Raw genomic sequence first — 25251 nt, forward strand, 5'->3', positions numbered from 1 at the left:
GGCGAGGGGAAACGGCGAGGGGAAACGGCGAGGGGAAACGGCGAGGGGAAACGGCAGAGGGGAAACAGCGACAGGCGGCGGAGAAGGCCGAGAAACTGCACGGAACCGGCGGGAAAACCAGTCGCGAAACGGAGGCACGGGCCGCACACGGCACACGCCCCCGAAACGTTGTCACTGATCGATCGGCGACTTCAGCGGCTCGTGTTCGCCGGTCAGCCCGAACACGACGAGTTGCGCGGGTTCGGTCACACTCGCGTTGCGCGACACCTGGTGGCGCGAGCCGGGCGCCTCGTACCAGCCTTCGCCGGCGCGATAGCGATGCAGCGGGCCGCCGTTCACCTGCGACAGCACTTCGCCCTTCGACACGACCGCGAACACCGAGCCGAGGTGCCGGTGCGCTTCGGAAGCTTGGCCGGGCGCATAGTCGACGGTCGCGACGACGACGAGCTTGCCCGGCGCTTCGGGCACGGCCTGCTGCATGATCGCGTGCACGTTGTCGCCGGCGTCGTGCGCATGGGCGGCGGCCGGCAACGCGGCGCCGAGCGCGAGCCCCGCGCACAGGGCGGCTCGCTGGAGCGTGGAGCGGATCATCGTCGTCTCCTTACTCGGGCATCTTGCGGAACGCGATCGCAAAGCGGTTCCACGAGTTGATCGTGGCGATCAGCATCGACAGGTCGAACAGCTCCTCGTCGCTGAAGTGCGGCTTCACGGCCTCCCAGACGGCGTCGGGCACATGGTTGCCGGCAACCAGCGTCAGCGCCTCGGTCCATTCCAGCGCCGCGCGTTCGCGCTCGGTGAAGAACGGCGTTTCGCGCCACGTGACGACGGTCGCGAGACGGCGGTCGGTTTCGCCGCCCTTGCGCGCGTCGCTCGTGTGCATGTCGACGCAGAACGCGCAGCCGTTGATCTGCGACGCGCGCAGGCGGACGAGTTCGGCGAGCGGCTTCTCGATCGAGCTCTTCGCCAGGAATTCCTCGGCGTTGCGCATCACCTTGATCGCATTCGGGCTGGCGGTATAGAAGTTCAGGCGCGGTTGCATGGCAGGTCCTTTCTCGGTTGGTGCGCACGGCGGCGCGACAGGACCCACTTTAAGACCCGGATTGGCCTGCTTGAATAGCCAATTTTGTGGAAATTCAGGTAACCAGTTCGGGGCGGCCGACACGGCCCGAACCCAGCAGCCCGGCCAGTTGCGCGAGCGCGGTGTCGATGCGCAGCGCGTCGATCCCGCCATAGCCGAACAGCAGCCCCGCACGGACCGGCACGCCGACATGGAACGGCGAGATCCCGTACAGGCCGATGTCCTGCTCGCGCGCCGCGCGGACCAGCGCCGCTTCGTCGAGCCCCGGTTTCAGGTGCGCGGCGAGGTGGATGCCGGCGGTCGGCACGATCGCGTCGAACCACGGCGCGAGTTCGCCGCGCAGATGCGCGATCAGCATCTTGCGGCGCGCATCGTAATGCTTCTGCACGCGCTTCAGGTGCCGCGCGAAATCGCCTTCGAGCATGAAGCGCGCGAGCGCCGCCTGCGTCAGCGTGCAGGTGTGCCAGTCGACGATCTGCTTCGCCTTGGCGAGCGCGCCACGCAGCGCGCGCGGCGGAATCGCGTAGCCGATCCGCAGTTCGGGAAAGATCGTCTTCGAGAAGGTGCCGACGTACGCGACGAGGCCCGTGCGGTCGAGGCTCTTCAGCGATTCCACCGGCCGGCCCTCGAAGCGGAACTCGCCGTCGTAGTCGTCCTCGATGATCACCGCGCGGCGGCGCTGCGCCCATTCGAGCAGCGCGATGCGCCGCTCCAGCGTCATCGGCATCCCGAGCGGGAACTGGTGCGACGGCGTCACGTAGACGAGGCGCGCTTCGTCGGGCAGCCGTTCCGTAACGAGGCCGTGCGCGTCGACCGGCACGCCGATCACCGTCGCGCCGAGCGACGCGAATGCGGCGCGCGCGGGCGGATAGCCGGGGTCCTCGACCGCGACCACGTCGCCGGGCCGCACGACGACGCGCGCGAGCAGGTCGAGCGCTTGTTGTGCGCCTTGCGTGACGAGCACGTCGTCCCAGCTGCACGCGACCGCGCGGCTGAACGCGACGTAGCGCGCGATCGCGCCGCGCAACTGCGGATCGCCGGCCGGGGCGTGGTACTGGCCGGGGCCGCGTGCCTGCTGGCGCAGCGCATGATGCAGGCAGCGCCGCCACGCATCGAACGGGAACAGCGTCTTGTCGGTCACGCCGCCGCGGAAGTCGAAGCCGGGCGAATCCTGCGGCGCGGGCATCGCGAGCGCGTCGGGCAGGTCGTTCCACAGCGCGCGTGCGTCGACCGCGTCGATGCGCGGCGTGTCCTCGACGATCGACGGCGCCGGCATGGTCGCGGCGTGCGGCACCCGCGCGAGGCCGTCGGCGACGAACGTGCCGTCGCCGGCACGCGTATTCAGGTAGCCCTCGGCGACGAGACGCTCGAATGCGTCGAGCGTCGTCTTGCGCGATACGCCGAGCTGCTTCGCGAGATCGCGCGTCGACGGCAGCCGTGCGCCGCCTGCCAGGCGCCCGTCGACGATCGCGGTGCGCAGTTGCCGGAAGATTTGCCCCGTCAGGTCGTGGCGGCCTTCGATGCGGATCGCGATGTCCATCGCAGTGGTTACCTCGATTGGTGCTGTTTTGCCGGAATCGGTGTGCCGCCAGTATGCCGCTGGCGCGCGGATTCGGGTTGGCGGGATGTTGCGTACGACACCCATCCGTCCGTCCGCCGCATCGAACGCCATCCGATTGGACCGCCGGCCGCCGCTGCCTTACGATCCACGGGAGCCACGACAACCCCAGACCCACCCCGAACCGGAGCGACCCCATGCTGTCCGAAGACGAACTTGCGCTGCTCGATGCGATCCGCGCGACCGGCAGCCTGTCGCGCGCCGCCGCACGGCTCGGCAAGGCGCCGTCGACCGTGTCGCACGCCGCGCGCCAGCTCGAAACGCGTTTCGACGCGCTGCTGTTCGACCGGCGCGGCTACCGGCTGCAGCTCACGCCGGCCGGACAACTGCTGGCCGACGAGGCGGCGCGGCTGGCGCTGGACGTCGCGCGGCTGACGCAGCGCGTGCGGCAGGTCGCGAGCGGCTGGGAGGACCGGCTGTGGATCGTCAGCGACGAGGTGCTGGAGTTCGACACGCTGCTGCCGGTCGTTCGCGCGTTCGACGCGCTCGATTCGGGCGTGTCGCTGCGCTTCACGCACGAGGTGCTCGGCGGCACCTGGGAAGCGCTGCGCGACGGTCGCGCGGATCTGGTGGTCGGCGCGACCAACGAGCCGCCGGCGATCCCGGGCTTCAAATGGTTCGAGCTGGGGGCGATGGAGTGGGTATTCGCGGTGTCGCCGCGCCATCCGCTTGCCGCCGCGAGCGACGCACTGACGCGCGACGCGATCGGCGCGCATCGCGCGGTCGTCGTCGCCGATTCGTCGCATCGCGCGGCCGGCCGCGCCTATGGCCTGCTCGGCGGGCAAGCCGTGCTCGCGGTGCCGTCGATGCGCGCGAAGATCCTCGCGCAGCGCGACGCGCTCGGCGTCGGCTGGGTGCCGCGCCGGCGCGTGGCGTCGCTGCTCGCGCGCGGTGATCTCGTCGAGAAACAGACGGCCAACCCGCGCGAACCGAACGTGCTGTATGTCGCGTGGCACGGCGATCGCGACGGCCGCGCGCTGCAATGGTGGCTGGAGCAATTGCGCGAGCCCAGACTCGCGCAGCGCCTGCTCGACGGGATCGACGTGACCGGCTGAGCGTGGAAAAGGGCGGCGGATCATCCACTCAAACACGTTCGACGATTTCGAACATGTTCGCCATGCCCGTCGTACGGCAAGACAGGTCGTCGCGCGCATCCTGTGTTCACGGTCAACTCACCGGTTCACAGGAGAACATCATGCAACGCTTCGAAGGAAAAACGGTCCTCGTCACGGGCGGCAACAGCGGCATCGGCCTGGCGGCCGCCAACGCATTCGCGGCCGAAGGCGCGCGGGTCATCATCACCGGGCGCGACGCGCAGACGCTGGAAGCCGCACGGCAGACGCTCGGCGATGGCGCGCTCGCGATCCGCAACGAGGCCGGCAGCGTCGCGTCGGCGCGCGCACTGGCGGACGCGATCGCCGCCGCGGGCGCGCGGCTCGACGCAGTGTTCATCAACGCGGGCGTCGCGAAACTCGCGCCGTTCGCCGACAGCGACGAGGCCATGTGGGACCTCGTGTTCAACACCAATGTGAAGGGTGCGTATTTCCAGATCCAGTCGCTGGTGCCGCTGCTGAATCGCGGCGCCTCGATCGTGATCAACGGCTCGATCAACGCGCACATCGGGATGCCCGGCTCGTCGGTGTACGCGGCGAGCAAGGCGGCCGTCAATTCGTTCGCGAAGACGCTGTCGACGGAACTGCTGCCGCACGGCGTGCGCGTGAATGTCGTGAGCCCGGGGCCGGTTCAGACGCCGCTGTACGGCAAGCTCGGGCTCGATGCGGCGACGCTCGACGAGACGGCCGAGAAGATCAAGGGCCTCGTCCCGATCGGCCGGTTCGGCACGCCGGACGAAATCGCGTCGACGGTGCTGCACCTCAGCGCGCCGGAATCTGCGTTCATCGTCGGCGCGGAGATCATCGCGTCGGGCGGGATGGGATTGCTCTGAGCCGTAACGCCGGCGGGGACCGCACCGGCCGACGCATCGCCGGGCGGACGGTCCCCGTCACATGCCGGAAGGGCGACGTTCTCGAGCCGCACCTACCGCACCTATCGCACCGCACAGGCACGACGCGTATCGCCGCCGGCTTCGAGCTGCGTCACCGTGAGCCCCGAGAACGTTGCGCGGCCGTGCTCGGCAAACACGGCGACGCGGTCCGCGTCGAGCGGCGGGAAGACCAGGTCGGTGAGCGTGACGCGACCGCCGTTCGCAAACACTTCGACCGACCCGCGATCGACGACGATTTCGAGCCGCAGTTGCCCGTGTTCGAGCGGCAGGTCGACGATGTGCTCGCGGCTGAACGTGCCGGCGAAATTCGCTTCGCCGGACTGCGAGCGGTCGAGCGTCAGCGTGCGTTTCGCCGTGTCGTACACGATCCGGGTGCCGGTCGTGCCGTCCGCCGAGCGCCGGACGATCAGGCCCGCGCGCGTCGCGCGCTGCGGCGCAATCGTCACCGTGATGCGTTGCACGACGCCGCGCGTCGCGGCCGACAGCTCGCGCGTGGCGGACTCGACGGCGAGCTCGCCCTCGTGCACGGCGGGCCGGGAGTCCGCCCACGTGGCGAACGCGGCGGCCGGCGCGGCGACGAGCCGGGGTTCGCCGTCGATCGTCTTCAGCGCCAGCTCGCGCGGCAGGGTCGTCGCGCCGCGCCACGGCGTGGTCGGCACTTTTGCCGCGTAATCCCAGTTGCTCATCCATGCAATCGCCACCGGCCGAGTGCCTGGCGCGCCCGAGAAGGTGCCTGCGGCATAAAAGTCGGCGCCGTGATCGACCCAGCGGAATCGGGCGGGATCGGAACCGGCCGGCGCGACGCGATCGGGCGTGAACGTGCGGCCGTCGAAGTCGCCGACGAAATACATCGCGCCCGAGCCGCCCGCGATCGACCACGGATTCACATTGACGATCATCACCCACTTGATGTGCCGAGGATCGCCGTCGAGCGGCAGCGGCACGAGGTCGGGCATCTCCCACAGTGCGCCTGCATGCGGCACGTCCGGTAACGTGAAGTCGCTCAGGAACGACCAGTGGATCAGGTCGTCGGAGCGATAGAGCTTGACGACCTGCGCGTCGGCGACGACCGTCGTCATCAGCCAGTAGCGTCCCGGCGCGTACCACGACACCTTGGGGTCGCGGAACTGCTTCGATTCGGGATCGAGCGTGAGCACGGGGTTGTGCGCGTAGGGCTGCCACGTCGCGCCATGGTCGACGCTGTAGGCGAGCGACTGCGCCTGCGTGCCGGGCGCGTGGCCGGAGCCGTCCTTGTAGACGCTCGTGTAGAGCGCAACCAGCGGTGTCTCGCCGGGCGCCCCGAGGCCGGACGTGTTGTGCGTGTCGGCCACGATCGAGCCGGAGAAGATTTCCTCGGTGGCGTTCGCGCGCATCGCGACCGGTTGCTCGCGCCAGTGCACGAGATCGGTGCTGGTCGCGTGGCCCCACGACATGTTGCCCCAGTCGTTGCCGAGCGGGTTGTACTGATAAAACAGGTGGTAGCGGCCGTTGTCGTAGACGAGCCCGTTCGGATCGTTCATCCAGTTGCGCTGCGGCGTGTAGTGAAGCGCGGGGCGCCATTGCGGCGTGCCGTTTTCGGGTGATGTCCCGCAGGGCGCGGCGGCGGCCTGCGTGCAGGCGGCGCCCGCCGCACAGGCGAGCAGCAGCCGGGCGATCCGGAAGGAAAAGCGGAAAAACGTCGATCTCATGCGGGGTTCCGTGCTCCGGCGCGCGAAGCGGGAAAGGAGGGCGCATGCCGCTTGCAAAGGCGGCACGCGCGATCTGCGGAGGAACAAGGCGGCGCACACGCGACACGCGCGATGTGCGCCGCCTCAACGCTTGCGGGCGGTGCCCGCTGCGGCCGTTACGGGCGGGTGCCCGGGCCGTCGTTGTGGCCGGCGCCCGTTGCGGGCAAGTTCGCCGGGATGTCGCCGTAACCGCCGAGCCCGCCGCGTCCGTACGCGCGGTCGACCGCCGTCGACGTGCCGTTGACGTTGACCTTCACCGTCGGCGCGAGCGTGCCGCCGCGCCGCGGGCCGATCGCGTCGATGAACGACTCGACGAGCCCGCCCGGCATCACGTAGTGCGAATACGACTGGAATTCGCGCGGGTTCTGGTTCGGATCCTGCGAATAGGGTGCGCCGGCCGGTGCGGAGAAATCGGTCGGGTTGCCGAGCACGAGGCCGCTGCCGCCGTTCAGCGGCTGGAAGTCGCTGCGGATGCCGTTGCCGACGAAGCCGTACACGCCGTCCGGCCCGTCGACGCCTGCGGCCATCGTCGTACGGTGGCTGATCGTGAACAGGTAGTACTTGCCGTCCTTCAGGTAGATCTGCGGGCGCTCGGTCTGGTCGTCGACGCAGTTCGCCGACAGGATCGGCGGCAGGAACTTCCATTCGGTCAATTGCGGGTTCGTCGCGACCGCGAGGCCGACATTGGCCTTTTGATACACTGCGCCCGAATTCATCACCGCGTTGAGGTCTTCCTTGTACGGATCGTTCGGCGCGTAGCCGAGATCGGCCTCGGTGCAGGTGCGTGCGCCGCGCTGGCCGCCCGTATTGCCTTCGAACACCATGTAAGTCTTGCCCGGGTGCGCGGGATCGGTGAACACGAACGGATCGCGGAACGAGAAGTAGGTGTTCTGCTGGCCGGTCTGGTAGTAGTTGCCGTCTGGCTGCAGCAGCGCCTTGTGATCGTCGAAGCCGCTGAACCACACGTGCTTGTCGTCGGCGTGGATGTGGCCGTCGGCGCGCGTGATGATCGCCTGCGGCGGCGTGATGTCGGCACCGCCGGGCGCCGAGCGGTTGAACGACGTCGCGGTGTAGTAGAGGCTGACGTTGTCGCCGTGCATGAGGCGCGCCGAACCCGACCATTCGGCGTTGTTGGTCATCGGCGAGGTACCGAACACCTTGGCGCTCGCGCCGTCCGGGAACAGGTGGCCGCCCCAGGTCCAGCCGCCGTTCGCGGGGCGCTGCGACGCGGGGATGCCCGCGCGGCGGTAGAAGAAGCCGATGCGCGCGTGGACGTGGCGGTCATCGAACGTGTAGCCCGCATGCGGATCGGCGGTGAGCGAGAAGATCACCTCCCAGCCCTTGTAGCTGAGCTGGTTCGCGCGCAGGTCGGCCAGCGGCCAGGTATCCCAGACCCACACGTTCGAGTTGATCAGCGGGAAATCCTGCGGGATGTCCGGCATCGTCAGCGCTTGCGGCAGCGAGTTCTTGTCGGCGCCGGCCGTGTGCGATTGTGCGACGATCTGGCGGATGTCCGCGCGGGTCCAGCGCATCGTGAAGTTGCCTTCGGGATCGTAGGCCTGCTGCGTATGCGGCGTGGGCGCGGGGGCGCCGGCGCTCTGCGCATGCGCAACGGACGAAGCGGACGCGAAGGCGGCCAGTGCCGCGCCAGTGAACAGCAAACGTTTGGCCGCAGTCGCGCGGCAAAAAGGAAAGTGTGTCATCTCGACGTTATTTCAGTTGACGGTGAAAGGGAACGGCTGAAGGTGGCATCGATGTCAAAACCGGTTTGGATACTATTTCAAACCGGTTTGGAACGCAAAAGATATTTATTTGACGGTAATGCTTACCAAATGGAAATAATTACCCGATTGGGGCGGCCGGGTATCCGCGCGGCCGGGCGGACCAGCGAAAACGAGGAGCGACGGTGAAGGTGAATCTGAAGGCGCTATCGGATGCGCTCGGGCTGTCGCGGACGACGGTCAGTCGCGCATTGAACGGTTACGACGACGTCAGCGAGGTGACCCGCGAACGCGTGGCGAAGGCTGCACGGGAAATGGGCTATGTGGCGGACCCGACCGCGCGCCGGCTCGCGACCGGGCGGGCGGACGTGATCGGGATCGTCTATCCGTTCGGTGCGGGCGATCTCGGCGATCCGCGTTTCGGCGAGGTCGTCGCGGGCATCACCGAGCGGCTGGCCGAGCGCAATCTCGATTTCATCATCGCGTCTGCGCGACCGAATGCGGAACTGGACACCTATCGGCGGATCGTCGACGGCAAACTCGTCGACGGGCTGATCGTCGCGCGCACGCTCGTCGACGATCCGCGTATTGCGTACCTGCAATCGAACGCGTTTCCGTACGTCGCCTACGGCCGCACGCAAGCTGCCGAGCCGTATGCGTGGTTCGATTTCGACAACGAGGCGGGCGCGCGCGATGCCGTCCGGCGGCTGACCGGTTTCGGGCATCGGCGCATTGCGATGATCAGCGCGCCGCTGGCGCTGAATTTCGCCGCGCAGCGTCGCGCCGGCTATCTGTCGGCATTGCACGAGGCCGGTATCGAGCCGGATCCGGCGCTGCTCGTCGAGTGCACGTTTACGCACGATGGCGGGCTGCAGGCCGCGCGGGCGCTGCTCGCGCGCGCCGCGCGGCCGACGGCGCTGCTGGTCGACAACAACATCGCGGGCGGCGGCGCGTTTCGGGCGCTCGTGGACAGCGGACTGCGGCTTGGGCAGGACATCTCGCTGATCGTCTATGACGGCGTGCCGGCGGACCTCGCGCATCCGCATCGCGTGACGGCGGTCATGCAGCCGACCGGGCACGCGTCGGGGCGCGCGCTGGCGGAGTTGATGCTGAAGCGGCTGGACGATGGCGCACGCGAGCATCGACTCGAGACACCGGTAATCGAGGCCGGCGATACCGACGGCCCGGTGCGCGGCTAGCCGGCACGACGGCCCGGGCGGGGTGCGATCGGGGGCGGACGTTGCCGGATCGCGCCCGGTCGGAAAGGCCATGACGCGTGCAGGGATGAATACCTGTTTTCTAGACGACCGGTCTAATCGGCGGATATCATCCGTCCTGACGAATGCGACGACGCCTCCCGGCTCGGGCAACGCGGACGCGAAAATGCCATATCGCACTGCGATGCTGAACGTGCCGCGAGATGCCGTCGTTTTTTTCGGATTTTTTCTAGACGACTGGTCTAATAGGATCGTGCGGTATTTCGGATCCGCGAGCGGCACGTTGGCGCGCGGTATCTGACTAACCGACAGGCGTGCCGTGCCGGCCGATGCCGGGCCGCACGGCCCCGTTCCCCCATTTTCGAAGGAGTGTCGATCATGAAGATTCTGGTTGTCCTGACCTCGCACGACACGCTCGGCGACACCGGCAAGAAGACCGGCTTCTGGCTCGAGGAACTGGCCGCGCCGTACTACGCGCTCAAGGATGCGGGCGTCGAGCTGACGCTGGTTTCGCCGAAGGGCGGCCAGCCGCCGCTCGACCCGAAAAGCAGCGATCCGTCCGCGCAGACCGACGCAACGCGCCGTTTCGACGCCGATCCGGCGGCCAAGGCCGAACTCGCATCGACGCGCAAGCTGACCGACGTGTCGGCCGACGACTACGACGCGGTGTTCTACCCGGGCGGCCACGGCCCGCTGTGGGATCTCGCCGAGGATCTGCATTCGATCGGCCTGATCGAGCGCACGCTCGCGGCCGGCAAGCCGGTCGCGGCCGTCTGCCACGCGCCGGGCGTGCTGCGTCACGTGAAGAACCCGGCAACCGGCGAATCGGTCGTGCGCGGCAAGCGCGTGACGGGCTTCACCAACAGCGAGGAAGCGGCCGTCGAGCTGACGGAAGTCGTGCCGTTCCTCGTCGAGGACATGCTGAAGACCAACGGCGCGGAATTCGAGCGCAGCGCCGACTGGGCGCCGCATGTCGTCACCGACGGGCTGCTGATCACGGGGCAGAACCCCGCGTCGTCGGAGCCTGCCGCCGAGGCGCTGCTCGCAAAGCTCGGCCACCGGTAAGCACCTGGCGCCGGCCGGGCCGGCGCCGTTCCGTATCCGTCGTCGGGCGCGGCCGCGCCGACGACGGCCCGCATCGTTCCGCCGTGCGCGTCGCGCGGCGAATCCCCAGTCGTTTCGCAGAACCAAGCAAAGGAGCCGTGGATGTCTGCCCTGTTCGAACCGTTCAAACTCAAGGATGTCAGGCTGCGCAACCGGATCGCGGTGCCGCCGATGTGCCAGTACGTCGCCGAAGACGGCGTCGTCAACGACTGGCATCACGTGCATCTGGCCGGCATCGCGCGCGGCGGCGCGGGCCTCGTGATCGCGGAGGCGACCGCCGTGTCGCCGGAAGGGCGCATCACGCCGGGCTGCGCGGGGCTGTGGAACGATGCGCAGGCCGAAGCGTTCGCGCCGTCGGTCGCGGCGATCAAGGCGGCCGGCGCGGTGCCCGGCATCCAGATCGCGCACGCGGGCCGCAAGGCGAGCGCGAACCGGCCGTGGGAAGGCGACGACCATATCGCCGACGGCGATCCGCGCGGCTGGCAGACCATCGCGCCGTCGGCCGTGCCGTTCGGCGCGCATCTGCCGAAGGTGCCGCGTGAAATGACGCGCGACGACATCGCCCGCGTGCAGGCCGACTTCGTCGCAGCGGCGAAGCGTGCGCGCGACCTGGGCTTCGAATGGCTCGAACTGCACTTCGCGCACGGTTATCTCGGCCAGAGCTTCTTCTCGGTGCATGCGAACCGGCGTGACGACGAATACGGCGGCTCGGCCGAGAATCGCGGCCGCTTCCTCGTCGACACGCTTGCGGCCGTCCGCAAGGTATGGCCCGACCACCTGCCGCTGACCGTGCGCCTTGGCGTGATCGAATACGACGGCCGCGACGAAGAGACGCTCGCCGAGTCGATCGCGCTCACGCAGCGGATGAAGCGGGAAGGGCTCGACATGCTGAGCGTATCGGTCGGCTTCTCGACGCCCGACGCACGGATTCCATGGGGCCCGGCGTTCCTCGCGCCGATCGCCGAGCGCGTGCGCCGCGAGGCCGGGCTGCCGGTGTCGTCCGCGTGGGGGATCGACACGCCGCAACTGGCGAACCGCGTGGTTGCCGAAGAACAGCTCGATCTCGTGATGGTCGGCCGCGCGCACCTGGCCGATCCGCACTGGCCGTACTACGCGGCGAAGCAGCTCGGCGTCGAGCGCCCGTCGTGGACGCTGCCCGCACCGTACGCACACTGGCTCGAGCGTTACCGGATCGCCGACAAGGTGGCCTGAGCGGGCGCGGCAGCGTAGCGCCGGAGCGGCCCGCGCATGATGCGCGGCGTCGATCCGGTGCCGATGGATAGAATGGCGGTTCGTGCAGGCCGGTTGCCTGCGCGAATCGCCATTTTTTCATTTCGACAGAGGTGCCATGGACGCACATGTGCCGTCGTCTCACGAGTCCGCCGCACAGCCGCGCGCGCAGCAGATCTCCCGCGTCGCGCTGTATGCGGCGCTGCTGGTGCTCGCGCTGTGGGTGATCCGCGACTTCATTCCCGCCATCGCGTGGGCCTGCGTGATCGCCATCGCGATGTGGCCGCTGCTGAAACGCTTCGAATCGCACCGGTTGTTCCGCAACCGGCCAACGGTCAACGCGCTCGTCATCACGGCGGCGATCTCGCTGCTCGTCGTGCTGCCGATAGCCGTCGCGGCAACCCAGGCGATCGGGCAGGCGCACGACCTGCGCGAGTGGCTGCGTACGATCGAGGACAACGGTATCCCGCTGCCGGACGTCGTCGGCCGGCTGCCTTACGGCTCGGCGCAGATCATCGAGTGGTGGCAGGCCAATCTCGGTCATCCGCTGCATGCGGCCAGCGCGATGCACGGCGTCAACAGCGAGAAATTCCTCGCGTTCGGCCGGCAGTTCGGCACGAAGCTCGCGCATGCGCTGCTTGAATTCGGCTTCATGCTCGTCACGCTGTTCGTGATCCTGCGCGCGGGCCACAAGCTGTCGGGCGCATTGCTGCAGGGCGGGCAGCGCGCGTTCGGGCGCAACGGCGCGGAATTGATCGAGCGCATGGTCAAGGCTGTGTACGGCACGGTGACGGGGCTCGTGGTCGTCGGGCTCGGCGAGGGTGCGCTGCTCGGCGTCGCCTATGCGCTCGCGGGCGTCCCGCATGCGGCGCTGCTCGGCCTCGTCACGGCGATTGCCGCGATGCTGCCGTTCTGCGCGCCGATCGTGTTCTGCGGTGCGGCGCTGTGGCTGTTCGTGCAGGGCGCGACCATGTGGGCCGTCGTGGTGGCGGTGCTCGGTTTCGTCGTCGTGTTCGTCGCCGAGCATTTCGTGCGGCCGGTGCTGATCGGCAGTTCGGCGCGGCTGCCGTTCCTGCTCGTGCTGTTCGGCATCCTCGGCGGCGCCGAGACGTTCGGCCTGATCGGGCTGTTCGTCGGCCCCGCGCTGATGACGGTGCTGACGATGCTGTGGTCCGAGTGGATCGCGTGACGATCTCCGCCGTCGCGCCGATTCGATGCATCGGCGCGACGGGATGGATGCGCGTGCAAGCATGTGCCGGCCGCAACGGTCGGCAACGATCCGGCTTGCGCGCGCGGCATGTTGGGCACGGGTTCGTATACAGATCTCTACATTTCTTTTCGATCCGGACCCAAAGGTCTAGTAGCATGGGGCTTTCGATCACGCCGGCATGGCGCAGCAGAATTCCCCAAGCATGCGATTGATTTCGATGTCCCGTCCCGCGGCGACGCTGTCCCTGGCGGCCGGCTGCCTGATGTTGCACGGCTGCGCTTGGTTCGACTCGTGGCTACCGTTCTCGTATTCGCGCACGCCGCTCGCGCGGGCCGCGTCGCGGCATGGCGCGACGCGCGCCGATGTCGTCCGCGCCGGCGGCAACCCTCGCAGCGTATGGATGGTCCGCAACGGCAGCGGCGTCTGCTACAACTACTTCATCGAGCACGGCAACGATCACCGGCCTTACTTCGTCGTATTCGACAAGGCCGGCGTCGTCACGCAATACGGCTTCGATACCTGCATGGACGCCGATCGAAAGGGCACGCTCCAGCCGGACAAGGCCGCTTCGCGCTAGCGCGGCGGCGTGCGCCGCGCGCGAACTGTCAGGCGAGCGTGTCGACCACGCCGCCATCGACGCGCAACGCCGCACCCGTGGTCGCCGAAGCCTGCGGCGAGCATACGTACACGACCAGGTTCGCGACTTCCTCGGGCGTTGCGGGTCGCCGGATGATCGAGCTCGAGCGATGATCGCGCACGAAATCCACGGCCACGTCTTCGATACTGCGGCCCGTTTTGTCCGCCGTTTCCTTCAGCAGCGCGCGTACGCCTTCCGACAGCGTCGGCCCCGGCAGCACCGAGTTGACGGTCACGTTCGTGCCGGCCGCGAGCTTCGCGAGGCCGCGCGCGATCGACAGTTGCGCGGTTTTCGTGAACCCGTAGTGAATCATGTCGACCGGGATGTTCAGGCCCGATTCCGACGAGATGAACACGACGCGCCCGGCATTGCGTTCGATCATCCCCTTCAAGTAATGCCGCGCGAGCCGCACGCCGGACATCACGTTCATCTGGAAGTAATGTTCCCATTCGGCGTCGTCGATGTCGAAGAACGCCTTCAGGCCGTAGATGCCCGCGTTGTTGACGAGGATGTCCGCATCGGGCGTGTGCTGCGTGATGCGCGCGACGCCGGCCGCGTCGGACAGGTCGGCGGCGACGCCATCGAAGCTCGCTTCGGGCACGGCGGCGCGCAGTTGCGCTAGCGCGGACTGCACCGATGCGTCGCTGCGGCCGTTGACGACGACGCGCGCACCGGCGCGCGCGAGCCCTTCGGCGATCGCGAGCCCGATGCCGGCGGTGGAGGCGGTGACGACCGCGGTCTTGCCTTTCAGATCGATGTGCATGAGCGTGACGGGAGAGGGGTGAACGGGAACCGCCGCGCGTGCCGCGACGGACGGAATTCAAAGCTTAGGCGAAACGGCGCGATCCGGCAGCGAAGCTGCAAAGCGCCGGTTGCATCGGCCCGCACAGTCTTGTACGGTGAGCGTTCGCCGCCCGAACCAGGAGCCCGCAGCGTGAGCCGTACCGCCAACCGATCCGCCGTACCGTCGCCGTTCTGGCGCGATGCCGCGCTGCCGTTCATCGAGGCGCGCACCGTCGACGACGGGCGCGCGATCTGCTACGTGAAGCACACGCACGACACGTTTTCGCTGGGCGCGATCGTCGGCGGCACGAGTACCTACGTGAACGGCGCGACGAACGCGCATGTCGGGCGCGGTGTGCTCGTGATCATCGATCCGGAACAGGTGCACGCGTGCAATCCGTACGGCCCCGACGCATGGGCGTACCGGATGGTCTACGTCGACGTTCCATGGCTCGCGCGGCTGCAGCATTCGCTGGGCCGCGATCCGAACCGCGATTTTCACGGCTTTTCGCCGAAATTGACGGAGCGGCGCGACCTGTTCGCGCAATTTGGCGGCTTCTACCGCACGCTCGTGTCGCCCGGCATCGATCCGCTCGGCAAGGAGAGCGCGGCGGTCGAATTCTTCACGCAACTGCACGGAGCGCTCGATCGCGAGCTGCCCGGCATACGTCCCGCGGACGACAACGCCAAGCTCGCGCGCGCGGCCGACTACATCGCCGCGCATTGCCGCGAGGGCGTCACGCTCGATGCGATCTGCGCGGCGGCCGACCTGTCGCCGTCGTACCTGATCCGTGCATTCAACGCGCGCTACGGCATTACGCCGCATGCATTCCTGATCGATCGCCGCGTGCAGTACGGCCGCACGGAGCTGCGCCGCGGCCGGCCGATCGCCGACGTCGCGCTCGATGCCGGCTTCGCGGACCAGGCGCATTTCCAGCGCGCGTTCCGGCGGATCGCGGCCGCGACGCCCGGGCAGTACCGTAGCGCGATGAGCTGAGCGGCAGGGCGGCGAAATGCGCGTCCGCCGTCGATGCACCGAAGCCCCCGACCCGCGAGCAAGCTGGCTGGACGTCGAGCCGGCCGGCTATACGTCCAGCAGAAAGAGCGCGCTGCCCGCGAGCAACAGCGCCATCAACCGGTTGAACAAACGCATGCGCCGCGCGTTCGCGAGCCGGTGCCGCAGCGACGCGCCCGCATAAGCCCAGCACGCGATCGACGCGAAACAGATCACCAGATACAGCGCGGCGAATAACCAAACCTGCGTGCGGTCGCCATCGGCCGCATACGCACCCATCGCGGCCACGCACGCGAGCCATGCCTTCGGATTCAGCCACTGCATCGCCGCGCCGGCCGCCGCCGACGGGCCGGCCACGTTCGGGTCGGTCGACAGCCGGCCGTCATCGAGCGCGAGCCGCAGCGCCATATAGAGCAGGAACGCGATCCCCGACCACTGCGTGGCGGTCGTCAGCACGGGCCAGCGCGCGAGCGCCGCGTGCAGGCCGAGGCCGATCAGCAGGAACAGCGCGACGAAGCCGAGCGTCGCGCCGGCCGCATAACGCAGGCTCGCGCCGAGGCCGTGGCGCGCGCCGGCACTGAGCGCGACGATGTTGACGGGACCGGGGGTGATCGACGAGGCGAGCGCGAACGCGGCCATCGAAACCAGCATGCTCATTGGATGTCTCCATGCGAAATGTTCAAAGTCGCATCGAGACTACGGGAGCCGCACCCGTACGTATTGAAGAAAACAACCCTCGGCGGCGCGTGGCCGCCGTCAGTGCAATGCGCGCGGCGCGTGCGCCGGCCGCGTGTCGCGCGGATCGGCCGAGCCGGCGGCATCGCCTGCATCGGCCGGGCGCAGTGGGCCGCCCGCGCAGGGTTGCGTCGACACCGAGAAGCCGAACGTATTGACGCCGCCCGAGCATGCGACGAACACGCTGCCGCCGTGCATCTCGGCCACGGCCTTGACGATCGACAGCCCGAGCCCGTGGTTTTCCTTGCTGTTCGCGCGTGCTTCCTCGAGCCGGTAGAAACGTTCGAACACGTGCGAACGCTGGGCGGGGTCGATCGGCTCGCCGGGATTCGCGACGGCCATCTCGACGAGCGTGTCGCGGCGCGCGATCGTCACGTTCAGCGTCGCGCCGGGCGCCGAATGCTGGATCGCGTTGATCAGCAGGTTCGTCATCGCGCGTCGGAACAGCGACGGATCGACGGTCGCGCGCGCATCGCCGTGCAGTTCGGCGCGCAGTTGCGCTTCGTCGAGCGGGATTTCGAGGAAATCGAGCATGCGCCGCACCTCGTCGGCGAGCGACACGTCCTTCAGGTCGGTCGCGCGTTCGCCGCGGTCGCTGCGCGACAGGAACAGCATGTCGTTGATGATCACGCGCAGCCGCTCGAATTCCTCGAGGTTCGACTGCAGCGTCTGGCGCATCCGGTCGACCGAGCGGTCGCGGCTCGTCAGCGCCACCTGGGTCTGGCCGATCAGGATGCTGACCGGCGTGCGCAGCTCGTGCGCGACATCCGCGTTGAAGGCCTCGAGCCGCGCGTAGGTCTGCTGGATGCGCTCGAGCGCGCCGTTGAACGACGCGGCGAGGTCGCGCAGCTCGGCCGGCAGCGCGTCGGTCTGCAGCCGCTGGCGGCGGTTCGTGGCGCTCACGGTCGCGGCATCCTGCGACAGCCGGGCGAGCGGCGCGAGCCCGAAGCGCGCGACCGCGCGGCTCAGCAGCAGCGTGATGACGGTGGCGGTGGCGATCAGCGCGGCGAGCGTCAGGCCGAAGCGGCGCAGCATCCGCTGCGTGCGCTCGCACGAGCTGGCGACGATCAGCTTCAGCGTCGGGCGCTCGCCGCTGCCGGCCACCGTGACGGTCTTCGTCATCACGTCGTAGCTGCTGTCGTTCAGCGCATAGCGCTGGAACGCGCCGTCCGGCGGATCGACGGGCACGCCGTTCACCGGCGTGCCGAAGCGGAATGCCGGGTTCGTGCTGTCGACCTGATAGTGCGTCGAGCCGTCGGGCGGGACGAGATCGGCGAGCTTTTCCTGCATGAGCCGCCCGCGCGCGGCCGTCGTTGCATGCGACACGATCATCTCGGCGACCTTCGAGCGCGTGTCGAGCGTCGCGCGCAGCTCCGCGAAGAGCTGGCGCTCCATCAACACGAACAGCCCGCAGCCGACCAGCGTGAACACGAGCAGCGACACGATGCCGAACATCGCCGACAGCCGCAGGACGATCGAGCGCTTCATGCCTGCCTCTCGGTGTCGCCGTCCTCGCGCGCCTCGAGCACGTAGCCCATGCCGCGGATCGTGTGCAGCAGCTTGTCCGCGAACGGGCCGTCGAGTTTCGCGCGCAGGCGCTTGATCGCCGTCTCGACGACGTTCGCGTTGCTGTCGAAGTTCACGTCCCACACGAGTTCGGCGATCGTCGTCTTCGACAGCACCTCGCCGCTGCGCCGCGCGAGCACGCCGAGCAGCTGGAATTCCTGTGCGGTCAGGTCGAGCCGCGTGCCGTCGCGGGTCGCGCGGCGGCCGATCAGGTCCACGCGCAGGTCGCCGATCGAGATCAGCGTCGATTCCTGCACGCGCGCGCGGCGCGTCAGCGCGCGCAGCCGTTCGATCAGCTCGAGGAACGAGAAGGGCTTGGTCAGGTAGTCGTCGGCGCCGCCGCGCAGCCCGCGCACGCGATCGTCCACGCGATCGCGCGCGGTCAGCATGATGACGGGCGTCTGCTTCTGCGCGCGCAACGCGCGCAGCACGCCGAAGCCGTCGAGCTTCGGCAGCATCACGTCGAGCACGACCACGTCGTAGTCGAATTCGACGGCCTTCCACGCGCCGTCCTCGCCGTCGAGCGCGGTGTCGACGACCCAGCCTTCCTCGGTCAGGCCGCTCTTCAGGTATTCGACGACTTTCGGTTCGTCTTCGACGATCAGCACTTTCATGTTGTTGTTCCGCGTAACCGGGTTAGGGGCCGACGCTTGCGGCGGGCTGCGGGCCGGCCGCCGCGACGTCGGACGGCGCGGGGCCGCTCGTCGTGCCGCCGCCCCAGCCGCCGCCGAGCGCCTTCGCGAGAAAGACGACGAGCGCCGCACGCTGGCCCTGGATCTGCACGGCCTGGCGCTCGCTCGTCAGCAGTTGCTGCTGGGCCGTCAGCACGTCGATGAACGGCGTCAGGCCGCCCGCGTAGCGGTCCTGCGCGAGCGACACGAGCTTGCGCGCGTCGTCGACGGCCGCCGACGCCTGCTGCGCGGCGTCGGCCAGCACCGACAGGCCCGTCACCGCATTTTGCACCTCCTGGAACGCGGTGAGCACGGTCTGCCGGTAGCTTGCCTGCGCGGCGGCATAACCGGCCTGCGCGAAATCGACGCCGGCCTTCAGCTTGCCGCCTTCGAACAGCGGCTGGCTGACCGATGCGCCGACCGACCACAGCAGCGCCGGCACGGTGAACAGGCCTGCGAAGCGCGTCGCATCCCAGCCGATGTCCGGCGACAGCGTGATGCGCGGGAAATACGCGGCGCGCGCGACGCCGATCTGCGCGTTCGCGGCCGCCATCGCGCGTTCGGCCGACGCGACGTCGGGGCGCCGCTGCAGCAGGTCGCTCGGCATGCCGGTCGGCAGCGCGGGCGCGTTGATCGGCACCACGCGCGGCGGCAGCGAGAATTCGGGGGCCGGCGTGCCGACCAGTGTTGCGATCGCGGTTTCGACCTGCGCGCGCTGCTGGATCAGCAACTGCGCCTGCGTGCGCGTCGCGTCGAGCTGCGAGCGCTGCTGCAGCAGGTCGAGGCCCGACACGGCGCCGAGTTCGTGGCGCGCGCTCACGTAGTCGAGCGCCTTTTGCTGCAGGTCGATCGAGCGCTTGACGACGTCGATCTCGCTGTCGAACTCGCGCAGTGCGAAATAGCTCGACGCGAGATCGGCGGTCAGCACCAGGCGCGCGTTCGCGAAATCGTCGTGCGCCTGCTCGGTGCTCGCCTGCGCGGATTCGACGCTGCGCCGCACGCGGCCGAACAGGTCGAGTTCGTAGCTAACGCTCGCGCCGACCTGGATCTCGTTCTGCACGGTCGACATGCTGCGCGTCGCATAGTTGGTCTGCGGTCGGTCGGCGGAGATCTTGAAGCGCTGGCCGCTCGCGTTCAGGCCGACGGCCGGATATTGCGCGGACGCGACCGATGCGAGCGTTGCCTTCGCCTGGTCGTAGCGCGCGGCGACGGCCTTCAGGTTCTGGTTGTTGCGCAGCGCGTCGGTTTCGAGCGCGTCGAGTTGCGGATCGCCGAATGCGGTCCACCACGCGGGATCGAGCGGCGCGCGGGCCGGCGCGGCCGGGTGCCAGTACGCGTCGGCCGGGTCGAGCCGCCACGCGGCCGGCGTATCGACGGCCGGGCGCCGGTAGTCGGGGCCGACCGTGCAGCCGGCGAGGGCGGCCGCTGCCATGACGGCGGCGAGCGCCGCGGGCCGCACGCGGGCGTGCATCGCGATCACGACTTCGCTCCCGCGACCGCCGATGCGGGTTGTGCGGCCGGCGTCGACACGACGACCGGATCGCCGTTCGCGAGCGCGTCGCTCGGGTTCGCGACGAGGCGGTCGTTCGGCGTGATCGGCCCGTCGACTTCGAGCGTCTGCCCGATCGTGCGCACGACCGTCACCGGTTTCAGGCGCACCTGGCCGTTCGCGTCGACGGTCGCGACCGTCGGGCCTTCGGCGCGGAACAGCAGCGTATTGGCCGGAATCTGCAGGCGGCCGAGCGGCGTCATCGGCAGCGTCGCCTGCACGTACGCGCCGGGCCGCAGCCGTGCATCCGGGTTCGGCAGCGTGATCTCGATCTGCAGCGAGCGCGTCGCGACATCGATCGACTCGGACGTGCGCGTGATCGTGCCGTCGAAGGTCCGGCCCGGCAGCTCGGCCTGCGCGACGCTCACGTGCTGGCCGACCTTCACCTGCTGTGCGTAGGCCTGCGGCACCTGTACGTAGAGGCGCAACCGGTCGGCCTGCACGACCGTGAACAGCGAGCGGCCCGCGTTGCCGGAGCTGACGAGATCGCCGACGTCGACGTTGCGCTGCGTGACGATCCCGTCGATCGGCGCGACGATCCGCTGGAAGCCCTTCAGTTCGGTGAGCCGGCGCATGTTCGCGTCGGCCGCGGCCAGGTTCGCGGTGCCCTGATTGAACGCGCCCTGGCGATCGTCGAGTTCCTGCTGCGACACCGCATCGCGCTGGCGCAACTGCTGCGCGCGGTCGAACGACGTCTTCGCGAGCGCGAGCGCCGCCTGCGCCTGCTGGCGCTGCGCGGTGGCCTGCGCGAGCTCCTGGTTCAGCTCGGGCGTGTCGAGTTCGGCGAGCACTTGCCCCTGCTTCACGTGCGCGCCGATGTCGGCCTGCCAGCGCAGCACATAGCCGCTCGCGCGCGCGTAGATCGGCGCCTCGACGAAGCCGCGCAGCGTGCCGGGCAGTGTCAGCTTGCCGCCGGCGGCCGCGTCGGCCGGGCGCACGACGTTCACGTACTGGCGCGTGTTCTGCTCGGCGATCGCGTCGAGCCGGTTGCGGTTCAGCACGTTGACGACGATCGTGCGCGCGGCGCCGGCGGCCAGCAGCACGCCGACCACGACCAGTACGATTCGCCCGCGCCGCGACACCGACGTGCGCGTCGGCAGGTGCATGCCGTGTTCATCCACCTGGATGCCGACGGAGCTGTGATGTTTCTCTTCCATGAATTGACCGGGTCTATAGGCGAAAGTCAGTGTCCGGCCTGGCGCGCGCGCCGGCGGGCCAGCCGCGAATGCACGCCGCCGAACACGAGCGGCACGAACAGCAAGGTCGAAACGGTCGCGAACAGCAGCCCGCCGATCACCGCGCGGCCGAGTGGCGCGTTTTGCTCGGCGCCTTCGCCGAGGCCGAGCGCCATCGGCACCATGCCGATAATCATCGCGAGCGCCGTCATCAGCACCGGCCGGATCCGCGTCGCGCCGGCCTCCAGCGCGGCCGTGAGCGGCGGCGCGCCGGCGGCGAGCCGCTGGCGCGCGAACGACACCACGAGAATGCTGTTCGCGGTCGCGACGCCCACCGTCATGATCGCGCCCGTCAGCGCGGGCACGCTCAGGTGCGTGCCCGTGATGAACAGCATCCACGCGATGCCGGCGAGTGCGGCGGGCATCGCACTGATGATGATCAGCGGGTCGAGCCACGACTGGAAATTGACGACGATCAGCAGGTAGACGAGCACGATCGCCATCGCGACACCCGCGCCGAGGCCGATATACGACGTGCGCATCGTCTCGATCTGGCCGCGCATCGTAAGGTCGGTGCCGCGCGGCAGGCTCGCGCGCATGTCGGACACGATGCGGTCGATCTCGCCCGCGACCGAGCCGAGGTCGCGGCCCTCGACGCTCACGTACAGGTCGATCGCCGGGCGAATGTTGTAGTGCGTGATCACGGCCGGGTTCGCGGTGGTGCGCACCTGCACGAGGTTGCCGAGCAGTTGCAGCGGCATGCCCGTGCGGCCGCTGGCCGAAATCGGCGTGCCGAGCAGGTCGTCGACCGACGAGATGCTGTATTGCGGGGTCTGGATCTGCAGCGGGTACTGGACGCCGGTTCGCGGGTTGATCCAGAACGACGGCGTCGTCTGCGAACTGCCGGACAGCGAGATCAGCATGTTCTGCGCGACGTTCTGCGCGGAGAGATTGAGCTGCTGCATGCGCGTACGATCCATGTCGGCCAGCAGGGTCGGCTCGTCGTTGCGTTGCAGCACGTGCACGTCGACGGCGCCGGGGATTTGCCTGACCTTTTTCATCAGGTTGCTCGCGATAGTCATGTTACTCGCGAGATCGTTGCCGAGCACCTGCACGTCGATCGCGGCTGGCTGACCGAAGTTGAGGATCTGCGTGATGATGTCCGACGGCTGGAAGAAGAATTCGACGCCCGGGAAGCGTTCGGGCAGCAGCTTGCGCAGCGTCTGCACGTAGTGCGTGGTCGCGCGGTGGCCGGGCTTCAGCGCGATCAGCAGCTCGCCGTCGAGCGTGCCGATGGTGCCGGCATTGCTGTACGACAGGTTGATGCCGCTGACGGGCAGGCCGAGGTTGTCGACGATCGCGCCGAGTTCGTCGGGCGGCACGACTTCGCGGATCACGCGCTCGACCCGGTCGGCGAGGCGCGCGGTTTCCTCGATCCGGTAGCCGGTCGGCGCGCGCATGTGCAGCCGGATGTTGCCGGAATCGGCGTTCGGGAAGAAGTCGCGGCCGAGCGCGAACACGAGGCCCGTCGACAGCACGCAGAAGCCGAGGAAGCACATCGCGTAGAAGCGGCGGCGCACGAGCAGCATGCTCAGCAGCACGATGTACCATGCGCGCAGCCGCTCGAACGCGTTGTTGAACGCATGATGGAGGCGCGCGAAACGCGACGTCGCATGATCGGGGCCGGTGCTCGCCTGCTGCGGGCGGAACAGCAGCATCGCGAGCGTCGGCACGAGCGTGCGCGACAGCACGTACGACGCGAGCATCGCGAACACGACGGCTTCCGCGAGCGGCACGAACAGGAAGCGTGCGACGCCCGTCAGGAAGAACATCGGCACGAACACGATGCAGATGCACAGCGTCGACACGAACGCGGGCACCGCGATCTCGCCGGCGCCTTCGAGGATCGCCTCGTGCAGGTTCGTACCGAGATGCAGGTGCCGCTCGATGTTCTCGATCGTGACGGTCGCGTCGTCGACCAGGATCCCGACCGCGAGCGCGAGCCCGCCGAGCGTCATGATGTTGATGGTCTCGCCGAGCGCGGATAGCGCGATCAGCGACGTGAAGATCGACAGCGGAATCGAGATCGCGATGATCAGCGTGCTGCGCCAGTTGCCGAGGAACAGCAGGATCATCATCGCGGTCAGCACGGCTGCGATCAGCGCCTCGTGGATCACGCCCTGCACGGCCGCGTTGACGAACACCGACTGGTCGAACAGCGGCGTGATCGTGAGCCCTTCGGGAAGCGTCGGGATCACCTTCGGCAGCAGCGCCTTCAGGTCCGACACGACCTTGAGCGTCGACGCGTCGCCGCTTTTCAGGATCGACACGAGCACGCCGCGCTGGCCGTTCTGGCGCACGACGTTGGTCTGCGGCGCGAAGCCGTCGCGCACGGACGCGACCTCGCGCAGGTAGGTCGTCGCGCCGTTGACGGTCTGGATCGGCAGGCGGCTGATGTCGGCGACCGTGTCGGCCGACGCGTTCGTGTCGATCCGGTATTCGGTCTGGCCCATCTTCGCGGTGCCGGTCGGCAGCACGAGGTTCTGCGCATTGACCGCGTTGACGATGTCGGCCGGCGTGAGGCCTTTCGCGAGCAGTGCCTGCGGATCGAGATCGATCGCGACCACGCGCGTGCGGCCGCCATACGGGAACGGCACCTGCGCGCCGGGAATCGTGATCAGTTGCGGGCGCAGGAAGTTCAGCGCGATGTCCGCGAGCGACTGTTCGCTGAGCGTCGTGCTCGACAGCCCGAGCTGGATCACCGGGATGCTCGACGCGGAATAGGTGATCACGAGCGGCGGCGTCGCGCCCTGCGGCATCTGCCGCACGATCGCCTGCGCGGACGAGACCGTCTGCGCGATTGCCGTCTGCACGTTCGCGCCGGGCTGCAGGAACACCTTCACGACCGCGATGCCGGGCAGCGACGTCGATTCGACATGCTGGATGTTGTTGACGGTCGTCGTCAGGATCCGTTCATGCACGGCCGTGATGCGGTTCGTCATCTCCGTCGCGGAGAAGCCGCCGTAATTCCAGATCACGCTGATCACGGGGATGTTGATCGCGGGCAGCACGTCGACCGGCGTGCGCATCAGCGCAAGCGGCGTGGCCAGCACGATCATGATGGCCATGACGATGAACGTGTAGGGGCGCCTGAGCGCGAGATTGACGATCCACATGGAGGCAGCGGGACAGGCGGTGATCAGGCGTCGGTGAAGGGAACCCGAATGATAGGCGTCGGTGTGGAACGGGTTACTGTCGCGAAACTGGCGGAATTGTCAGGATGGGGCGTGGTGGCTGTCGGCCGATTCTGCTGACGAAATGCGTGCGCACGCCGCGACCGGCAAACCGGCTGTTGCACAGGATGCGCGCGTCGTGCCGGCGACGGTTTCGCTCATCGCGCCGCGCTCAGATCTGCTCCATCCCGAAGCGCGCGAGCGCGCCCAGATCGACGACCTCGATCTGGTTGTACGCGAGCCGCAACGCGCCGAGCTTCTCGAGCTGCTGCAGCGCCTGGTTGATCCGCTGCCGCGACACGCCGACGAGCATCCCCAGTTCCTCCTGCGAGATCGACAGCGACGGGCCGGTATCCGGGTACAGGTCCGGGTTGAAGAGTTGCGCGAGCGCCTGCGCGACGCGCGCATCGACGTCGAGCAGCCGGCTGTTCTGGATCGACGCGATGAATTCGCCCATCCGGTTGTTCAGCTGGTGGATCACGAAGCGCGTGAACGGCAGGCTCGTGTCGAGCAACGCATGGAACGTATCGACCGGCACGAACAGCACGGTCGAGCGCTGGATCGCGACGACCTCGTACTTGCGCAGCTCGCGCTTGATCACGCTGCCTTCGCCGAACCAGCCGCCCGACGGCACGCCGGAAAACGTGCAGCCGCGCCCCGACGCATTGAAGATCGCGAGCTTCAGCAGCCCGCGATGCACGCCGATCCAGTATTCGGACGGCGCGAGCCGGTGCGCGATCACGGCGCCGGCCTCGCACTGCTCGACATGCGACTGCGCGAGCACCAGCGCCTGGTGCTCGGGCGCGAGCGTGCGGAACCACGCGCACTGGCCGAACAGCGTCGACAGCGCCGGCAGCGGGCCCGGTTCGGGAAGCGCGTCGGCCGGGTGGGCGGCCGCGTCTGGCGGCGCAACGTGGTGGTCGTGCATGGGTGCGGGTTTGCGAGGATAGGGATAACGCGCAACGCTCGAAAGGCAC

The 25251-nt window shown here is 68.6% G+C and carries 21 protein-coding genes; 8 read left to right on the forward strand and 13 right to left on the reverse strand.

Annotated features, from left to right (window positions below):
• Nucleotides 1-171: 171 nt before the first annotated feature.
• The 3 genes from OEJ37_RS19530 to OEJ37_RS19540 all read right to left on the reverse strand — a co-directional run bounded on the left by OEJ37_RS19530 (nt 172) and on the right by OEJ37_RS19540 (nt 2618).
• Complete coding sequence (locus tag OEJ37_RS19530; RefSeq protein WP_263345145.1) at nt 172-591, reverse strand: cupin domain-containing protein; 420 nt, start codon at nt 589-591, stop codon at nt 172-174.
• A gap of 10 nt (nt 592-601) precedes the next feature.
• Entirely contained in the window at nt 602-1039 is a 438-nt protein-coding gene (locus OEJ37_RS19535) for a carboxymuconolactone decarboxylase family protein (protein WP_174417984.1), read from the reverse strand.
• A 94-nt stretch (nt 1040-1133) separates the two neighbouring features.
• On the reverse strand, nt 1134-2618 hold the full coding sequence (locus tag OEJ37_RS19540; protein WP_175917913.1) for a PLP-dependent aminotransferase family protein: 1485 nt from the start codon (nt 2616-2618) through the stop codon (nt 1134-1136).
• A gap of 215 nt (nt 2619-2833) precedes the next feature.
• Here OEJ37_RS19540 and OEJ37_RS19545 point away from each other — a divergent pair, with 215 nt between their 5' ends.
• Both OEJ37_RS19545 and OEJ37_RS19550 read left to right on the forward strand, forming a co-directional pair.
• Nucleotides 2834-3751 (forward strand): LysR family transcriptional regulator, encoded by a 918-nt coding sequence (locus OEJ37_RS19545; protein WP_263345146.1) that lies wholly within the window; start codon nt 2834-2836, stop codon nt 3749-3751.
• A gap of 140 nt (nt 3752-3891) precedes the next feature.
• A complete protein-coding gene (locus OEJ37_RS19550) occupies nt 3892-4641 on the forward strand; it encodes an SDR family oxidoreductase (protein ID WP_263345147.1) in 750 nt (249 codons plus the stop codon).
• Between the two features lie 101 nt (nt 4642-4742).
• Here the strand turns inward: OEJ37_RS19550 and OEJ37_RS19555 are convergent, their stop codons facing one another.
• The gene (locus OEJ37_RS19555) at nt 4743-6389 is read right to left on the reverse strand and encodes a glycoside hydrolase family 32 protein (RefSeq protein WP_263345148.1); all 1647 of its coding nucleotides are present in this window, start codon (nt 6387-6389) and stop codon (nt 4743-4745) included.
• A 155-nt stretch (nt 6390-6544) separates the two neighbouring features.
• Entirely contained in the window at nt 6545-8131 is a 1587-nt protein-coding gene (locus tag OEJ37_RS19560; protein WP_263345149.1) for a glycoside hydrolase family 68 protein, read from the reverse strand.
• Nucleotides 8132-8334: 203 nt separating this feature from the next.
• Between OEJ37_RS19560 and OEJ37_RS19565 the strand changes: the two genes are divergently transcribed.
• The 5 genes from OEJ37_RS19565 to OEJ37_RS19585 all read left to right on the forward strand — a co-directional run bounded on the left by OEJ37_RS19565 (nt 8335) and on the right by OEJ37_RS19585 (nt 13487).
• A complete protein-coding gene (locus tag OEJ37_RS19565) occupies nt 8335-9348 on the forward strand; it encodes a substrate-binding domain-containing protein (RefSeq protein ID WP_263345150.1) in 1014 nt (337 codons plus the stop codon).
• A 396-nt stretch (nt 9349-9744) separates the two neighbouring features.
• Nucleotides 9745-10431: a type 1 glutamine amidotransferase domain-containing protein gene (locus tag OEJ37_RS19570; RefSeq protein ID WP_263345151.1), complete on the forward strand. Its 687-nt coding sequence runs from the start codon at nt 9745-9747 to the stop codon at nt 10429-10431.
• A gap of 141 nt (nt 10432-10572) precedes the next feature.
• Complete coding sequence (locus tag OEJ37_RS19575; RefSeq protein ID WP_263345152.1) at nt 10573-11682, forward strand: NADH:flavin oxidoreductase/NADH oxidase; 1110 nt, start codon at nt 10573-10575, stop codon at nt 11680-11682.
• Between the two features lie 136 nt (nt 11683-11818).
• Complete coding sequence (locus tag OEJ37_RS19580; protein WP_263345153.1) at nt 11819-12889, forward strand: AI-2E family transporter; 1071 nt, start codon at nt 11819-11821, stop codon at nt 12887-12889.
• Between the two features lie 223 nt (nt 12890-13112).
• Complete coding sequence (locus OEJ37_RS19585) at nt 13113-13487, forward strand: hypothetical protein (protein ID WP_096474477.1); 375 nt, start codon at nt 13113-13115, stop codon at nt 13485-13487.
• A 28-nt stretch (nt 13488-13515) separates the two neighbouring features.
• Here OEJ37_RS19585 and OEJ37_RS19590 read toward each other — a convergent pair whose 3' ends face one another.
• Nucleotides 13516-14310, reverse strand: a complete 795-nt coding sequence (locus tag OEJ37_RS19590; RefSeq protein ID WP_174417993.1) for an SDR family NAD(P)-dependent oxidoreductase — start codon at nt 14308-14310, stop codon at nt 13516-13518.
• Nucleotides 14311-14481: 171 nt separating this feature from the next.
• Between OEJ37_RS19590 and OEJ37_RS19595 the strand changes: the two genes are divergently transcribed.
• Nucleotides 14482-15327 carry an AraC family transcriptional regulator gene (locus tag OEJ37_RS19595; protein ID WP_263345154.1) on the forward strand — a complete coding sequence of 282 codons (846 nt, stop codon included), beginning with the start codon at nt 14482-14484 and terminating at the stop codon, nt 15325-15327.
• Nucleotides 15328-15414: 87 nt separating this feature from the next.
• On the opposite strand, the gene OEJ37_RS19600 is transcribed toward OEJ37_RS19595, so the two are convergent.
• The 7 genes from OEJ37_RS19600 to OEJ37_RS19630 form a co-directional block, all read right to left on the reverse strand.
• A complete protein-coding gene (locus OEJ37_RS19600; protein WP_263345155.1) occupies nt 15415-16002 on the reverse strand; it encodes a LysE family translocator in 588 nt (195 codons plus the stop codon).
• Nucleotides 16003-16101: 99 nt separating this feature from the next.
• A complete protein-coding gene (locus tag OEJ37_RS19605; protein ID WP_175917923.1) occupies nt 16102-17568 on the reverse strand; it encodes a heavy metal sensor histidine kinase in 1467 nt (488 codons plus the stop codon).
• The gene (locus OEJ37_RS19610) at nt 17565-18260 is read right to left on the reverse strand and encodes a heavy metal response regulator transcription factor (RefSeq protein ID WP_034179625.1); all 696 of its coding nucleotides are present in this window, start codon (nt 18258-18260) and stop codon (nt 17565-17567) included. Before OEJ37_RS19610 ends, OEJ37_RS19605 begins: the two co-directional genes overlap by 4 nt.
• A 22-nt stretch (nt 18261-18282) precedes the next feature.
• On the reverse strand, nt 18283-19788 hold the full coding sequence (locus OEJ37_RS19615) for an efflux transporter outer membrane subunit (protein WP_263345242.1): 1506 nt from the start codon (nt 19786-19788) through the stop codon (nt 18283-18285).
• Between the two features lie 5 nt (nt 19789-19793).
• A complete protein-coding gene (locus OEJ37_RS19620) occupies nt 19794-21023 on the reverse strand; it encodes an efflux RND transporter periplasmic adaptor subunit (RefSeq protein ID WP_263345156.1) in 1230 nt (409 codons plus the stop codon).
• Nucleotides 21024-21049: 26 nt separating this feature from the next.
• Nucleotides 21050-24217 (reverse strand): efflux RND transporter permease subunit, encoded by a 3168-nt coding sequence (locus OEJ37_RS19625; RefSeq protein ID WP_263345157.1) that lies wholly within the window; start codon nt 24215-24217, stop codon nt 21050-21052.
• A 229-nt stretch (nt 24218-24446) separates the two neighbouring features.
• Nucleotides 24447-25202 (reverse strand): Crp/Fnr family transcriptional regulator, encoded by a 756-nt coding sequence (locus OEJ37_RS19630; RefSeq protein ID WP_174418004.1) that lies wholly within the window; start codon nt 25200-25202, stop codon nt 24447-24449.
• Between the last annotated feature and the right edge of the window lie 49 nt (nt 25203-25251).

Source organism: Burkholderia sp. BKH01 (assembly GCF_025685725.1).
GTDB lineage: Bacteria > Pseudomonadota > Gammaproteobacteria > Burkholderiales > Burkholderiaceae > Burkholderia > Burkholderia pyrrocinia_C.

Excerpts from the sequence above, each read along its gene's own strand:
- OEJ37_RS19575 (WP_263345152.1), top strand. The coding sequence starts at position 10,573 with ATGTCTGCCCTGTTCGAACCGTTCAAACTCAAGGATGTCAGGCTGCGC.
- OEJ37_RS19570 (WP_263345151.1), top strand. The coding sequence starts at position 9,745 with ATGAAGATTCTGGTTGTCCTGACCTCGCACGACACGCTCGGCGACACC.
- OEJ37_RS19545 (WP_263345146.1), top strand. The coding sequence starts at position 2,834 with ATGCTGTCCGAAGACGAACTTGCGCTGCTCGATGCGATCCGCGCGACC.
- OEJ37_RS19580 (WP_263345153.1), top strand. The coding sequence starts at position 11,819 with ATGGACGCACATGTGCCGTCGTCTCACGAGTCCGCCGCACAGCCGCGC.
- OEJ37_RS19530 (WP_263345145.1), bottom strand. The coding sequence starts at position 591 with ATGATCCGCTCCACGCTCCAGCGAGCCGCCCTGTGCGCGGGGCTCGCG.
- OEJ37_RS19535 (WP_174417984.1), bottom strand. The coding sequence starts at position 1,039 with ATGCAACCGCGCCTGAACTTCTATACCGCCAGCCCGAATGCGATCAAG.
- OEJ37_RS19620 (WP_263345156.1), bottom strand. The coding sequence starts at position 21,023 with ATGGAAGAGAAACATCACAGCTCCGTCGGCATCCAGGTGGATGAACAC.
- OEJ37_RS19610 (WP_034179625.1), bottom strand. The coding sequence starts at position 18,260 with ATGAAAGTGCTGATCGTCGAAGACGAACCGAAAGTCGTCGAATACCTG.
- OEJ37_RS19585 (WP_096474477.1), top strand. The coding sequence starts at position 13,113 with ATGCGATTGATTTCGATGTCCCGTCCCGCGGCGACGCTGTCCCTGGCG.
- OEJ37_RS19605 (WP_175917923.1), bottom strand. The coding sequence starts at position 17,568 with ATGAAGCGCTCGATCGTCCTGCGGCTGTCGGCGATGTTCGGCATCGTG.
- OEJ37_RS19555 (WP_263345148.1), bottom strand. The coding sequence starts at position 6,389 with ATGAGATCGACGTTTTTCCGCTTTTCCTTCCGGATCGCCCGGCTGCTG.
- OEJ37_RS19600 (WP_263345155.1), bottom strand. The coding sequence starts at position 16,002 with ATGAGCATGCTGGTTTCGATGGCCGCGTTCGCGCTCGCCTCGTCGATC.
- OEJ37_RS19550 (WP_263345147.1), top strand. The coding sequence starts at position 3,892 with ATGCAACGCTTCGAAGGAAAAACGGTCCTCGTCACGGGCGGCAACAGC.
- OEJ37_RS19625 (WP_263345157.1), bottom strand. The coding sequence starts at position 24,217 with ATGTGGATCGTCAATCTCGCGCTCAGGCGCCCCTACACGTTCATCGTC.
- OEJ37_RS19590 (WP_174417993.1), bottom strand. The coding sequence starts at position 14,310 with ATGCACATCGATCTGAAAGGCAAGACCGCGGTCGTCACCGCCTCCACC.
- OEJ37_RS19630 (WP_174418004.1), bottom strand. The coding sequence starts at position 25,202 with ATGCACGACCACCACGTTGCGCCGCCAGACGCGGCCGCCCACCCGGCC.
- OEJ37_RS19560 (WP_263345149.1), bottom strand. The coding sequence starts at position 8,131 with ATGACACACTTTCCTTTTTGCCGCGCGACTGCGGCCAAACGTTTGCTG.
- OEJ37_RS19540 (WP_175917913.1), bottom strand. The coding sequence starts at position 2,618 with ATGGACATCGCGATCCGCATCGAAGGCCGCCACGACCTGACGGGGCAA.
- OEJ37_RS19615 (WP_263345242.1), bottom strand. The coding sequence starts at position 19,788 with ATGCACGCCCGCGTGCGGCCCGCGGCGCTCGCCGCCGTCATGGCAGCG.